The sequence below is a fragment of the Billgrantia sulfidoxydans genome (genome assembly GCF_017868775.1).
Lineage (GTDB): Bacteria > Pseudomonadota > Gammaproteobacteria > Pseudomonadales > Halomonadaceae > Halomonas > Halomonas sulfidoxydans.
Map to the genome: position 1 here is coordinate 1,193,133 of NZ_CP053381.1, position 14,100 is coordinate 1,207,232.

Genomic DNA, 14,100 nt, shown 5'->3' on the forward strand with positions numbered 1-14,100 from the left:
ACAGCAAAACACGCCCGGAGTCCCTCGACTGAGGCTCCAGGCCGCTGGCATAGAGTCGAACACTGTTCAACAAAGTCATTGAACGTGAATAAAAGGCAGGAAACAACCCCTATTCGGTAAATGAACTCGAGTCGATCAGTCGGTGAAGCTACCGTTGCGGTAGTCGCGTAGCGCCTGGTCGATCTCGTGCATGTGGTTCATCACGAAGGGACCGTAGTGCGCGATCGGCTCGCGATGGGGAGTGCCCGCGAGCAGCAGGCATTGCGCACCCTCGCGGCTGGCGAGGGCCAGGGTATCGCCGGCGCCCAGCCGGGCCAGCTGGCCGGCTGCCACGGTCTCCTCACCGATCTGCAGCGTCCCCTCGAAGACGTAGACGGCCAGCGTCTCGCTGTGAGCGGCGAGGGTCAGCTCGCCGCCGCCCTTCAACTGGGCATGGGCCACGGCGCCGTCGCCCGCCAGGCTCTCCAGCGGGCCAGCGATGCTGTCGCCCGCCATGGACGTCCAGTGTCCACCCAGGGCGATCAACTCCGCCTTGTCTGCTTTCAGGCGCGGCATTTCACCGCTGCGCACGTCGCGGTAGCGTGGCTCGCTCATCTTCTCCCGCGCCGGCAGGTTGAGCCACAGCTGAAAGCCATGCAGGCCCTGGCTATCGGTCAGCGGCATCTCGGAATGCACGATGCCACGGCCGGTATGCATCCACTGGGCGCCGCCGGCCTGGATGGCGCTGCTGTGGCCCAGGTGATCCTCATGGGTGATGCCGCCATGGATGATGTAGGTCAGCGTCTGAATGCCGCGGTGCGGATGGGGCGGGAAGCCGCCGATGTAGTCGTCGGGCCGGTCGGAGCCGAGCTCGTCGAGCATCAGGAAGGGGTCGAGCTCTCCGTCGAAGCGATGGATCCGCTGGATGTGCACGCCGTCGCCATCCTGGCTGGGATGGCTCTGGATCAGGCGTTCGATGCGGCGAAAGCTGGGGCTGGCGACCATGATCTGCGTCCTTCGATGAAGTTCGGAATGGTAGATATGCCTGGCATTCTAGGCCGCTTTTTTCGAAGATTAAGCGCAACGTTTCGCAGCTTTCATTCGAGGAAGTCGAATATGTCCCGTGTCACCCTGGCCCAGTGGCAGATGCTTGCGGCGGTGGTCGACCATGGCGGCTTCGCGCGTGCCGCCGAGGCGGTGCACAAGAGCCCCTCTACGCTCAATCACGCCGTGCACAAGTTGGAGCAGCAGCTCGGCGTGAAGGTGCTGGAACCGGTAGGGCGCCAGGTGCGCCTGACCGAGGCCGGCGAGATGCTGCTGCGCCGGGCACGCCAGCTGATCGAGGGCGCCGAGGCGCTGGAGGACGTCGCCGGCCGTCTCGCGGAGGGGCTCGAGGCCGAAGTGGTGCTGTCGGTCGACCAGATCTTTCCCACCGGCGCCTTGGCCGTGGCGTTGAGCCGCTTCTCCGCCGCTTACCCCTACGTGCGCGTGCAGCTCCACGAGACCGTGCTCAACGGCGGCATCGAGATGCTCTACGATGGCCGCGCCGACCTGGCCGTTTCGGGCCTGGCGGCGCAGGGGTTTCTCGGCGAGCCGCTGGTGACGATCCGCTTCGTTGCCGTGGCCCATCGCGACCATGAGCTCCACGCGCTGGAGCGCGAGCTAGACCTGCGCGACCTGCAGCGCCATCGTCAGCTGGTGGTGCGCGACTCGGCGCTGCGCCAGTCGATGGATGCCGGCTGGCTCAAGGCGGAGCAGCGCTGGACGGTCAGCCATCTCGAGACCTCCATCGACATGGTACGGCGTTGCCTGGGGTTCGCCTGGCTGCCCGAGACGCGCATCCGTGGCGACCTGGAAAGCGGTGTGCTGCGTCCGTTGCCGCTCTCGGCCGGCGGGATCCGTGAGGTGCCGATGCAGATGATCTTCCGCGATCGCGACCGGGCGGGGCCCGCGACCCATGACATGGCCCGGGCGCTGAAGGAAGCGGTGGCGAGCGAGTGCCCGAGCGAGGCATGACCTTTCGTTTTTTTCGATGTGAAGGGCGGAAAAACTGCGCTTGAGCATCAAGCAAATCGGTTTAACCTGCTACGGAAACACTGCACAAATGCCTGCGCGAGCGAATCGCTGCGTTGCGCGGTGCCGAAGCGTCGGACCGGCGGATCCTCAGATATACCCCATAGGCTCCGGTTGACTCGCAGCCTTCGGCTTCTCGCCCCTCCGGGGCCAGCCTACGGCTGTTTGTCGCTTCGCTCGGTTCTGTGCTCCGTGCGCCTTGCGACCCACATGGATGTGGGAAGTGCGTTGGTTCGTCGGGAACGAACCTAGCCGCTTCATCTCGCTCGTCGATTTGTTCAGAGCTTCCTTAGTCAGACATTTCCAAACCCGGAGGACATGATGGGCCTGTTGATCGACGGCAAATGGCACGACCAGTGGTACGACACCAGGAAGCACGGCGGCGAGTTCGTGCGCGAGTCGGCCAAGCTGCGCGACTGGGTCACCCGCGACGGCGAGCCGGGGCCTCAAGGCCAGCGGGCTGTACCGGCGGAGGCGGGGCGCTTTCATCTCTACGTGTCGCTGGCCTGCCCTTGGGCGCATCGCACCCTGATCATGCGCAAGCTCAAGGGATTGGACGAGCTGATCGGCGTCTCCTACGTCAGCCCGCTGATGCTCGACCAGGGCTGGACCTACCACGAAGGCGAGGGCGCGAGCGGCGATCCGGTCAACGGCGTCGAGTACCATCGCGAACTCTACACACTGACCGACCCGCACTACACCGGCCGGGTGACGGTGCCGGTACTGTGGGACAAGCGGGAAGGGCGCATCGTCAACAACGAGTCCGCCGAGTTGGTGCGCATCTTCAACGATGCCTTCGACGAGCTCGCCGACAACCGGCTCGACTTCTACCCCGCGGATCTGCGCGAGACCATCGACGCGATCAACGAGGACGTCTACGAACACATCAACAACGGGGTCTACAAGTCGGGCTTTGCCACCGAGCAGAGCGTCTACGAGAAGCACGTGACGGCCTTGTTCGAGGCGCTCGACCGCATCGAGGCGCGTCTGGCCGAGCACCGCTATCTGGCCGGGGAGTGGCTCACCGAGGCCGACATCCGCCTGTTCACCACCCTGGTGCGCTTCGACGCCGTCTACTATGGCCACTTCAAGTGCAACTTCCGGCGCATCGAAGACTACCCCAACCTCTCCCACTACCTGCGCGAGCTCTATCAGTGGCCGGGGGTGGCCGAGACGGTCAGCCTCGATCACATCAAGCGCCACTACTATTACAGCCACGACACCATCAACCCGACCCGCATCGTGCCCAAGGGACCATTGCTCGATTTCGAGCGTCCCCACGATCGTGAGCGGCTGCCGGGGCAGGGAATTCGCCAGAAGGGGTAAGCTACTAGCGACGGGCAACGAGCTGCGAGCCATAGGTTAAGCTTGCTGCCGAAGCCCGAAGCCCGAAGCCCGAAGCCCGAAGCCCGAAGCCCGAAGCCCGAAGCCCGAAGCCCGAAGCCCGAAGCCCGAAGCCCGAAGCCCGAAGCCCGAAGCCCGAAGCCCGCGACTTCACGGCTTCCTGGCGTGCTTCGCCAGCCACCGGTCCAGCGCGTTGGCGAACTCGCGCCGGTCGGCGTCGCTGTAGCCCTTGGGTCCGCCGGTGTGCTCACCGCTGGAGCGCAACGTCTCCATGAAATCCCTCATCTGCACCCGCGCACGTATGTTGTTCTTGTCGAGGATCTCGCCGCGGGTGGTCATCACCGCCGCGCCCTTGTCGATGGCCTCCAGGGCCAGCGGCAGGTCGGAGCTGATCAGCAGATCGCCTTGCTCGAGGCGGGCCACGATCTCGTTGTCGGCGGCATCGAAGCCATGGCTCACCGACAGCGACTTGACCCATTTCGAGGGCGGCAGGGGGATCGAGTGGTTGGCCACGAACCAGGCCGGGGTGGTGGTGCGCTCGGCGGCGCGGACGATGATGTCGCGCGCGACCTTGGGGCAGGCGTCGGCATCGACCCAGAGCGTGGGCATTCGGCAAGGCTCCTCGAAGAAGAAAAAGCAAGGTTTGGGTGATCGTAGCGTTGAAAGTACTGGTCATGGAACCAGTGTCGATGGTAGCATGCGCGCTCCTCGCATGTGTTGACCCCGCCATCATGACGATTCGCTCCACACGACGAAGTGTGAGAGGCAATCACCGAGACCGGCAGCGATCTGCTGCAACGTCCGAGATGTGAAGATGGAGCGCTACAGGATGCCGCCAACCGGGCGACATCGGCGCAAAAAGGTCGCCACAGCGGTTCGTGTCCAGGGAGACGAGCCGGATGCCAGGTGCGACCGGCGTCCCACGTAAAACGTGATCCGCTCTGTCCAGGCCGAAACGGCCGCATGACAGGGCCACCGACCATGCCACATGGCTGCGTCGGGGATGCCTCAATGTGATTGCCGGCGAGTGCCGGCCTACCAAGGTGTGATTGATGACCTCGACTTCTGTCGCCTCGCCGAGCTTCGGCGATCTTGCGCTGCTGCCTGCCGTTCTTGCCGCTGTAGAAACACTGGGTTACGAAATTCCTTCACCGATTCAGGCGCAGACCATTCCGGCGTTGCTGGAAGGGCGTGACATGCTGGGCCAGGCCCAGACCGGCACCGGCAAGACCGCGGCCTTTGCCCTGCCGCTGCTGTCGCGTCTCGAGATGACCCGGCGCGAGCCCCAGGTGCTGGTGCTGGCGCCGACCCGTGAGCTGGCCCAGCAGGTGGCCGTTTCCTTTACCAAGTACGGCCAGAACCTGCAGGGGCTGGAAGTGGCCACCCTGTGCGGTGGCCAGGAATATCGTGAACAGCTGGGTGCGCTCAAGCGTGGCGCCCAGGTGGTGGTGGGCACGCCGGGCCGGGTGATCGACCACCTCGACCGCGGCAGCCTCAAGCTCGATGGCCTCTCTGCGCTGGTGCTGGACGAAGCCGACGAGATGCTGCGCATGGGCTTCATCGACGACGTCAAGCGCGTGGTCGCCGACACCCCGCAGGACGCCCAGCGGGTGTTCTTCTCCGCCACCCTGCCGGCCGAGATCGAGCGTATCGTCAACCGCTATCTGGTCGATCCGGTCAAGGTGGCGATCGAATCGCGCACCACCACCGCCGAGAGCATCGAACAGCGCCTGGTGCGGGTCGACGGCGGCGCCAAGCTGGAGGCGCTGGCGCGCATCCTCGAGGTCGAGCCGGTGGACGCCGCGATCGTCTTCGTGCGTACCCGGGCTGCCTGTACCACGCTGATGGAGCAACTCTCCGCCCGCGGCGTGAACGTGGCCAGCCTCTCCGGCGACCTGGACCAGAGCCTGCGCGAGCGCACCATCCAGCGCCTCAAGCGCGGCAAGATCGACGTGCTGATCGCCACCGACGTGGCCGCCCGTGGCCTCGACGTGCCGCGCATCACCCACGTGATCAACTACGACCTGCCCCAGGACAGTGAGGCCTATACCCACCGTATCGGTCGTACCGGCCGTGCCGGTCGCGAAGGTGTGGCGATCACCTTCGCCGGCTTCCGCGAAGGCCGCAAGATCGGCTGGCTGGAGCAGGCCACCGGTCAGCGCATGACCGAGATGGCGCTGCCCGACGAGGCCGCCATCCGCGCTCATCGCGACGAGGTGTTCCATCAGCGCGTCATCGGCATGCTGACCGCTGGGGCCGACGAGCAGCGTGCTTTGGTCGAGCGGCTGGTGGCGGAAGGCCATGACCCGGTCGAGCTGGCCTGTGCCTTCGCCGCCCTGGCGCGTGCCGACGAGGCGCCCATTGGCCGCCTGCAGGCGCCGCGCAAGGAGCGCACCGAGCGCGCCCCGCGCGATGGCAAGCCGCCGCGTCGCGAGCGTGGCCCGAGCGAGGGCATGACCCGCTACCGCGTTGCCGTCGGTCACAAGGACGGCGTCAAGCCGGGTCAGCTGGTCGGCGCTCTGGCCAACGAGGGCGGCATCGAGGGTTCGCGGATCGGCCGTATCGATATCCGCAACGCCTTCTCGGTGGTGGAGCTGCCCAGCTCGCTGCCGCCGAGCATCCTGGCCAAGATGGCCCGCGCCCGCGTCGCCGGCCGCCCGCTGGAGATCAGCGAGGATGGCGGTGCCCCCGAGCGCGCCCCGCGTCGTCGTCGCGAAGACGGTGATGCACCGGTGCGCCGCCGCACCAGCGCCTGAGCGCAGCGTTCGCCGCTAGCGGCGAACGCGGAAGAACAAGGCCCAGACCGGGAAACCGGCCTGGGCTTTTTCATGTCGGCTTGCCAATTGCCATACTACCATACTAGTCTGTTCAGGGCGGCGACGCTCAGTGAACAATGAGAAAACGGAGAACGGTGCCCATGACAACTCCCCTGCAGGCCATGTGGCAGGAAGCGCAGGACGACGGCTCGGTTCGCGAGCGGCTCTACCGCGTGCTGCGCCAGGCGATCATCCGCATGGTGCTGGCCCCCGGGCAGGCGCTGTCCGAGAAGGAGCTGGCCGACGCCTTCTCGGTGAGCCGGCAGCCGGTGCGCGAGGCCTTCATCCGTCTGTCGGAGGCGGGGCTGGTCGAGGTGCGCCCGCAGCGCGGCACCTACGTGGTGAGGATCTCGCAGCAGGCCGTGCTCGAGGCCCGCTTCGTGCGTGAGGCGATCGAAGTGGCAGTGGCGCGTGAGGCCGCCACGCTGGGCGTGGCCGAGCGCACCCTCGATGAGCTGCGCGAGCTGATCGAACGCCAGCGGCGCTGCAGCGTTTCCAGCGATTACGACCGTTTCTTCCAGCTCGACGAGGCCTTCCATCGGGCGCTGTCGCTGGGGGTGGGGCATACCGCCGCCTGGCGCGTGACGGAGGAGGTCAAGGCACAGCTCGACCGGGTGCGCTACCTGAGCATTCCCGATTCGACGCCGATCGCCAAGCTGACCGACCAGCACTCGATGATCGTCGAGGCCATCGGTCGACGCGACCCCGAGGCGGCGGGGCAGGCCATGAGCGTGCATCAGCGCGAAATCCTGCACTCCCTGCCGGAGCTCATGCGCCGCTTCCCCGAGATGTTCGACGGTGCGCCCAGTGCGGTCGCCGTTGGCAGCAGGTAGCCATCACGCAGCAAGACGCCAAGCACGAGACGCAACAATCACAACACACGTCAGGAGGCTCACATGAAGACAATCGCACTCGTATCCGCCGTGGCACTGGCCGCCGGCGCCAACCTGGCCCACGCGGCCTACCAGTTGAATCTCTCCTCGGCGCTCAGCGCCCAGGACCCCATCGTGCAGGCCATGGAGGAGGCCAGCCAGACGATTGCGGAACGTTCCGATGGCGAGCTTACCGTGCAGGTCTTTCCCAACAGCCAGCTCGGCTCCGACGAGGACGTGGTCGAGCAGATCCGCAGCGGGGCCAACATCGCCGTCCTGATCGATGCCGGGCGCCTCTCGGAGTACCAGCCGGAGCTGGGCATCCTCAGCGCGCCCTACCTGGTGGAGTCCCACACGGACTACGAACGCATCACTTCATCGGAGCTCTATCGGGAGTGGGTCGAGAGCCTGGCCGAGAACAGCGGCCTGCGTCTGCTCAACTACAATTGGTTCCAGGGCTCGCGCCACATGCTGACCCAGAAGCTCGTCGAGACGCCCGAAGATCTCAGCGGCGTTCGCGTGCGCACCATCAACTCGCCGGTGTGGGTCAAGACCATCGAGGCGATGGGGGCCACCCCCACGCCGCTGCCCTGGTCGGAGGTCTACTCCGCGCTGCAGCTCGGCTCGATCGACGGCGCCGAGGCGCAGCTCACCGCCGCCGAAGGCCAGAACCTGCACGAGGTGATCACGCACATCGCCCTGACCGGCCATATCCACCTGATGACCGGTCTCGCCACGTCCGAGCAGTGGTACCAGTCACTGCCGGAAGAGCTGCGCACCATCCTCGACGAGGAGCTGCGCAGCGCGGGGGAGGCGGCCAGCCAGGCGACCGTCGACGCCCAGGACGCCGTGCGCGAGCGCATGGAAGCGGAAGGCGTGACCTTCACCGAAGTGGACGTCGAACGGTTCCGCGAGCGCGTCTCCGGCGTCTACGAAGAGCTCGGCTACGACCAGTACCGCGACCAGCTGACCGCGGAATAGTGAGCCGGCCCGCCCCCGTCGCGTACGCGGCGGGGGCCTGGCTACATCCGGGTTCGAGGATTTTCCCTTATGTGGTACTGGTACGACCGATTCGAGGCGTGGCTTGCCGTCGCGCTGCTGGGTGGCACTTCGCTGACCCTGCTGGCGAGCTCGACGGCGCGCGCCATCGGCCAGCCCTTCGCCGGCGGCGCCGAGCTGGCCCAACTGCTGTTCATCTGGACTGCCGTGCTGGGTGCCGACATCACCTTGCGCCACGGGGGACAGGTACGCATCGACGCCCTGACGGTGCGCCTGCCGCTGCCGCTGCAGCGCCTGGTCACGGGGCTGTGCCTGGCGCTGATGCTGGGCTTCCTGGCTTTGCTCGTGTGGTACGGCTTTCCCCTGGCGCTGTCCAACTGGCAGCGACCAATGGGCGTGGCCGGGCTGAGCTATGGCTACATCACCCTGGCGCTGCCGGTGGGTGCTGCGCTGATGATCGTCTCGCTCGTGCGGCGCATCGTGGCCAAGGGCATCGTGGCGAGCCTGATGCCGGAAGACGATGTCGTGGAGGAGACACTATGACGGCCGCACTGCTGTTGGGCCTTGGCCTGGTGCTGATGGCCATCGGCATGCCCGTGGCCTTCGCCATCGGTATCGCCGGGTTCACCTACTTCTTCCTGCCCGAGACTTTCCTGCCGACCAATATCGGGCCGCAGCGTATCGTCTCGGCGACGCAATCCTTTCCGCTGCTGGCGGTGCCGCTGTTCATCTTCATCGGCCATCTGATGAACGCCAGCGGTATCACCCCGCGGCTGATGCGGCTCTCCACGCTGCTGGCCGGCTGGATGAGCGGCGGCCTGGCCCAGGCCAGCATCGTGCTCAGCACGCTGATGGGCGGGGTGTCGGGCTCGGCGGTGGCCGATGCTGCCATGCAGTCGCGGGTGCTGGGGCAGGGCATGGTGCAGCAGGGCTACAGCCCGGGCTTCACCGGGGCGGTGCTCTCCATCGGCGGGCTCGTCACCGCCACCATCCCGCCGAGCATCGGCCTGATCCTCTATGGCTATCTGGGCGAGGTCTCCATCGGGCGGCTGTTCATCGCCGGCGTGGTGCCCGGCTTCCTGCTGATGGTGGCGCTGATGGTGACCACCTACTTCGTGGCCCGGCGGCGCGGCTACACGCCGGTACGCGAGGGGCTGCCTGCCGGCCGCGAGGTGCTCTCGGCCGCACGCAGCAGCCTCTGGGCGTTGCTGTTCCCGGTGTGGCTGCTGGTGGGCATCCGCTATGGCCTGTTCACGCCCACCGAGGCGGGGGCCTTCGCCGTGGCCTATGCGCTGCTGGTGGGCTGCGTGATCCATCGCGAGATGGGATGGCGCGAGATCCTCGCGGCGATGCACGCCAGCGTGCGCGACATCGGCATGATCATGCTGATCATCATGTTCTCGGGAATCATCGGCTACGTGGTCTCCTTCGAGCGGGTGCCGCAGACCATTGCCGAGCTGACGCTGGGCGTGTTCTCCAGCCACGCCACGCTGCTGCTCACCCTGGCCGTGCTGCTGGTGCTGCTCGGCATGCTGCTCGAGGCCACCGTGGTGGTGATGCTGCTGACGCCGATCCTGGTGCCGGTGGTCAAGGCGGCCGGGGTCGATCCGGTGCACTTCGGGCTGCTGATGATGACCCTGGTGACCTTCGGTGGCATGACCCCACCGGTGGGCATCTCGATGTACACCGTATGCGGCATCCTGCGCTGCTCCTTCTTCGACTACAGCCGCGAGCTGGTGCCCTTCGCCCTGGCGGTGTTCGTGGTGGTACTGGGCATCATCTTCTTCCCCGACATCGTGCTGTTCCTGCCCAACCTGCTGATGGGCTGAGGCTGGCCGCGCGTCAATCATGGAGGATTCTATGACTCACTCCGACAAGATCGCCTTCATGGGCCCCGATTTCCTGCTCGAGAACGAGCCGGCGCGCCGGCTCTACCACGAGCATGCCGCGGCCATGCCGATCTGCGATTACCACTCGCACCTGAGCCCGGAAGAGATCGCCGGCGACGTTCGCTTCGACAACCTCACCGAGCTGTGGCTCAAGGGCGATCACTACAAGTGGCGGGCGATGCGCATCGCCGGCATCGACGAGCGGCGCATCACCGGTGAAGCGAGCGACCGCGAGCGCTTCCAGGCCTGGGCCGAAACGGTGCCGGACTGCCTCGGCAATCCGCTCTACCACTGGACCCACCTGGAGCTGCGCCACCCGCTGGGCATCGAGAACACGCTGCTCTCGCCGGCTACCGCCGAGGAGATCTGGACCACCGCACGCGAGCGGCTGGCGATGCCACAGCTGAGCGCCCAAGGCATCCTCGAGCGCTTCCACGTGCGCACCGTATGTACCACCGACGACCCGGTGGACGATCTCGGCCTGCACCGGCGGCATGTCGAGAGCGGGACGATGCCCGCCATGCTGCCGACCTTCCGCGCCGACGCCGTGCTCAAGATCGAAGCACCCGGCTTCGCCGACTATCTCGGCGAGCTGGAGCGTGCCAGCGGCGTGGCTATCCGCGGCTACGACGATCTGCTGGCGGCCCTGTATCAGCGCCTCGAGCACTTCGCCGCCCACGGCTGCTGCCTCTCCGATCACAGCCTGGAGAAGCCAGTGTTCGTTTCCCCGCCGAGCACGGCCGAACTCGACCGGATGATCGAGCGCCGCCGCCAGGGCAGAACCCTCTCTGGCGACGAGAATGCCGCCTTCACCACCGCGCTGCTGCTGTGGCTGGGACGCGAGTACGCCCGCCGCGGCTGGGTGATGCAGCTGCACCTCGGCGCGCTGCGTAGCCTGAGCCAGCGCGGTCTGGCCGAGATCGGCGCCAACAGCGGCTTCGACGCCATCGGCGACGTCACCTACGCCGAACCGCTGGCGGCGATTCTCGATGCGCTGGACCGCGAGCGGGCACTGCCGCGCACCGTGGTCTACAACCTCAACCCCCGCGACAACGAGATGCTGGCAAGCCTGGTCGGCTCGTTCGCCAGCGACGGTATCCCCGGCAAGCTGCAGTTCGGTGCCGCCTGGTGGTTCAACGACCAGCGTGACGGCATCGAGCGCCAGCTCGTCACCCAGATGAACTTCGGCCTGCTGCGCCACTTCGTCGGCATGCTCACCGATTCGCGCAGCCTGCTGTCCTTCTCCCGTCACGACTACTTCCGCCGCATCTTCTGCCAGATGCTCGGCGCGCAGATCCAGCGCGGCGAGTTGCCGAACGATCTCGACCGCATCGGCGAGCTGGTGCGGGCGGTGTGCTACGACAACGTGCAGCGCTACCTCTTCGAGCGATAGGAATTCTTCCATATCAGAGCGATGGAACACTCATGAAAATCAGCGACGCCTATGTGATCGTCACCTCGCCGGGGCGCAACTTCGTCACCCTCAAGATCGTTACCGAGTCGGGTACCTACGGCATCGGCGACGCTACCCTCAACGGCCGCGAGATGGCCGTGGTGGCCTATCTCGAGGAGCACGTGATCCCCGCCCTGATCGGGCGCGACGCCAGCCGCATCGAGGATATCTGGCACTACCTCTACCGCGGGGCCTACTGGCGCCGGGGGCCGGTGACCATGGCGGCGGTGTCGGCGGTGGACCTGGCGCTGTGGGACATCAAGGCCAAGGCGGCGGGCATGCCGCTCTACCAGCTCCTCGGCGGCAAGAGCCGCGAGCGGGTGATGACCTACGCCCACTGCACCGGACGCGACATCGAGGGCTGCCTCGCCGAGGTCGAGAAACACGTCAAGCTCGGCTATCGCGCCGTGCGGGTGCAGGCCGGGGTGCCCGGCATTCCCACCATCTACGGCGTGGCCAAGCGCGAGGGCGAGCGCTACGAGCCGGCGGACGCCGAGCTTCCCGCCGAGCACGTGTGGAGTACCGAGAAATACCTCAACCACGTGCCCAAGCTGTTCGCCGCGGTGCGCGAGCGCTTCGGCGACGAGCTGCACGTGCTGCACGACGTGCATCATCGCCTCACGCCCATCGAGGCGGCGCGCCTGGGCAAGGCGGTAGAGCCCTATCACCTGTTCTGGCTCGAGGACTGCGTGCCGGCGGAGAACCAGGAGAGCTTCCGCCTGATTCGCCAGCACACCACCACACCGCTGGCGGTGGGGGAGGTGTTCAACTCGATCCACGACTACCGCGAGCTGATCGAGAACCAGTGGATCGACTACATCCGCACGCCCCTCACGCATGGCGGCGGCATCACCCACCTGCGGCGCATCGCCGACCTGGCCGGGCTCTACCACGTGCGTACCGGCTTCCACGGACCGACGGACCTGTCGCCGGTGTGCCTGGGCGCGGCGGTCCATTTCGACACCTGGGTGCCCAACTTCGGCATCCAGGAGCACATGCCCCACACGCCGGAGACCGACGCCGTCTTCCTCCACGACTACCGCTTCGAGGATGGCCACTTCCTGGTCGGCGAGGCGCCGGGGCACGGCGTCGACATCGACGAGACCCTGGCCAAGCAGTACCCCTACAAGCGCGCCAGCCTGCCGGTCAACCGGCTGGAGGACGGCACCCTGTGGCACTGGTGAGGAGTCAGCTCATGCCAGACGTGACCCGCCTACCCGCCGCCGAGCCGACCGGGCATATCGGCATCGTCCACCTGGGGCTCGGTGCTTTCCACCGCGCTCATCAGGCGGTCTACCTCGAGCGCTATCGCCAGCGCAGCGGCGATGGTGCCTGGGGCGTGAGCAGCGCCAACCTGCGCGGCGGCGTGGCGCTGGTGGATGCCCTGCGCGACGCCGACTATCACTACCATGTCGCCGAATACGCCGACCGCGACCATGTCACCCTGCGCGAGATCGGCGTGATCGAGGAGGCCCTGTTCACTGGCCGGGACCCTTCGGGCCAGTGGGGGCGCGACCTCGCGGCGCTGCTGGCGCGCCTGGCGTCGCCCGACACGCGACTCGTCACCCTGACGGTGACCGAGAAGGGCTACTTCCTGAGCCCCGCCGAGGGCGCCTTGCTGCGCGACGACCCGCTCATCGCCCACGATATCGAGCATCCCCAGGCACCGCGCAGCGCACCGGGCATCTTGGTCGAGGTGTTGGCTCGGCGACGTGAAGCGGGAATCCCTCCATTCACGGTACTGTGCTGCGACAACATGCCCAACAACGGCCAGCGCACACGGGCGGCGGCGGTGCAACTTGCCGCCTGTCGCGACGGCGAGCTGGCCGCCTGGATCGAGCGCGAGGTGGCGTTCCCATGCAGCATGGTCGACCGCATCGTACCGGCCATGACCGAGGCCGACTTCGCCCGCCTGGCCGAGCTGGGCGTCGACGACCCCAGCGCCGTGGTGGGCGAGGCGTTCTCGCAATGGGTGGTGGAGGACGACTTCCCCCTCGGCCGACCGGCCTGGGAGGCCGAGGGCGTGGAGATGGTCGCCGACGTGGCGCCGTTCGAGACCATGAAGCTGCGTATGCTCAACGGCAGCCATTCGCTGCTGGCTTACCTGGGGGCGCTGGACGATATCGAGACCGTCTTCGATGCGGTGAGTCGCGACGACCTGGTGGCGCTGCTGCATCGCTACATGCTGCGTGAGGCGGCGCCGACCCTGGCGATGCCTGCCGGCACCGACCTGGAGCGCTATGCCGAGCAACTCCTTTACCGCTTCGCCAACGACAGCCTGCGCCATCGCCTGCAGCAGATCGCCATGGATGGCTCGCAGAAGCTGCCCCAGCGCTGGCTGCACGGCGCCCTGGCCAGGCTAGAAGCGGGAGGCGAGGTGCCTTGTACGGCACTGGGCGTAGCGGCGTGGATTCGCTACACCGCCGGAAGCGATCTGCACGGCAATGTCCATGCCGTTGACGATCCCATGGCGGGCACGTTCGCCTTGCTGCACGAAGCCCATGGCGAGGATCATGAGAGTCTGGTGCTGGCCTTCCTCGAATTCGATGCCGTGGTACCCCCGGCGTTGGCCGAGCACGCCGGCTTCGCGGCGGAGGTGGTGTCGGCCTACCGCTGCCTGACGACGCTTGGTCTCGACGCCGCGCTTGCGCGGCTCGATGCACCCACCTGATAGC

Annotated in this window: 12 protein-coding genes; 10 read left to right on the plus strand and 2 right to left on the minus strand. The window is 66.8% G+C overall.

The genetic code is table 11. The features are described 5' to 3' along the window. Positions 1–135 precede the first annotated feature (135 nt). Positions 136–984: a pirin family protein gene (locus tag HNO51_RS05675; protein ID WP_197450077.1), complete on the minus strand. Its 849-nt coding sequence runs from the start codon at positions 982–984 to the stop codon at positions 136–138. Positions 985–1,095: 111 nt separating this feature from the next. On the opposite strand from HNO51_RS05675, the gene HNO51_RS05680 reads away from it, so the two are divergent. Together HNO51_RS05680 and HNO51_RS05685 are read left to right on the plus strand one after the other, a co-directional pair. Further along, the gene (locus HNO51_RS05680) at positions 1,096–1,995 is read left to right on the plus strand and encodes a LysR family transcriptional regulator (protein ID WP_197450078.1); all 900 of its coding nucleotides are present in this window, start codon (positions 1,096–1,098) and stop codon (positions 1,993–1,995) included. Between the two features lie 378 nt (positions 1,996–2,373). After that, the gene (locus HNO51_RS05685; RefSeq protein ID WP_209538712.1) at positions 2,374–3,378 is read left to right on the plus strand and encodes a glutathione S-transferase family protein; all 1,005 of its coding nucleotides are present in this window, start codon (positions 2,374–2,376) and stop codon (positions 3,376–3,378) included. A 168-nt stretch (positions 3,379–3,546) separates the two neighbouring features. Here the strand turns inward: HNO51_RS05685 and HNO51_RS05690 are convergent, their stop codons facing one another. Next, positions 3,547–4,005 carry a YaiI/YqxD family protein gene (locus tag HNO51_RS05690; RefSeq protein ID WP_197450080.1) on the minus strand — a complete coding sequence of 153 codons (459 nt, stop codon included), beginning with the start codon at positions 4,003–4,005 and terminating at the stop codon, positions 3,547–3,549. Positions 4,006–4,448: 443 nt separating this feature from the next. Here HNO51_RS05690 and HNO51_RS05695 point away from each other — a divergent pair, with 443 nt between their 5' ends. From HNO51_RS05695 to HNO51_RS05730, 8 genes are all read left to right on the plus strand, one after another. Next, positions 4,449–6,152 (plus strand): DEAD/DEAH box helicase, encoded by a 1,704-nt coding sequence (locus tag HNO51_RS05695; protein ID WP_197450081.1) that lies wholly within the window; start codon positions 4,449–4,451, stop codon positions 6,150–6,152. Between the two features lie 161 nt (positions 6,153–6,313). Continuing rightward, the gene (locus HNO51_RS05700; RefSeq protein ID WP_209538713.1) at positions 6,314–7,045 is read left to right on the plus strand and encodes a GntR family transcriptional regulator; all 732 of its coding nucleotides are present in this window, start codon (positions 6,314–6,316) and stop codon (positions 7,043–7,045) included. Between the two features lie 63 nt (positions 7,046–7,108). Further along, positions 7,109–8,065, plus strand: a complete 957-nt coding sequence (locus tag HNO51_RS05705; RefSeq protein WP_209538714.1) for a C4-dicarboxylate TRAP transporter substrate-binding protein — start codon at positions 7,109–7,111, stop codon at positions 8,063–8,065. A gap of 69 nt (positions 8,066–8,134) precedes the next feature. Continuing rightward, entirely contained in the window at positions 8,135–8,626 is a 492-nt protein-coding gene (locus HNO51_RS05710; RefSeq protein ID WP_197450084.1) for a TRAP transporter small permease, read from the plus strand. Continuing rightward, positions 8,623–9,912, plus strand: coding sequence for a TRAP transporter large permease (locus HNO51_RS05715; protein WP_197450085.1), 1,290 nt, complete (start codon positions 8,623–8,625; stop codon positions 9,910–9,912). Before HNO51_RS05710 ends, HNO51_RS05715 begins: the two co-directional genes overlap by 4 nt. Positions 9,913–9,943: 31 nt before the next feature. Continuing rightward, positions 9,944–11,365, plus strand: coding sequence for a glucuronate isomerase (gene uxaC / locus HNO51_RS05720; protein WP_209538715.1), 1,422 nt, complete (start codon positions 9,944–9,946; stop codon positions 11,363–11,365). A gap of 32 nt (positions 11,366–11,397) precedes the next feature. Beyond that, complete coding sequence (gene manD, locus HNO51_RS05725; RefSeq protein WP_209538716.1) at positions 11,398–12,609, plus strand: D-mannonate dehydratase ManD; 1,212 nt, start codon at positions 11,398–11,400, stop codon at positions 12,607–12,609. A gap of 11 nt (positions 12,610–12,620) precedes the next feature. Beyond that, positions 12,621–14,096, plus strand: a complete 1,476-nt coding sequence (locus tag HNO51_RS05730; RefSeq protein ID WP_209538717.1) for a mannitol dehydrogenase family protein — start codon at positions 12,621–12,623, stop codon at positions 14,094–14,096. Positions 14,097–14,100 lie beyond the last annotated feature (4 nt).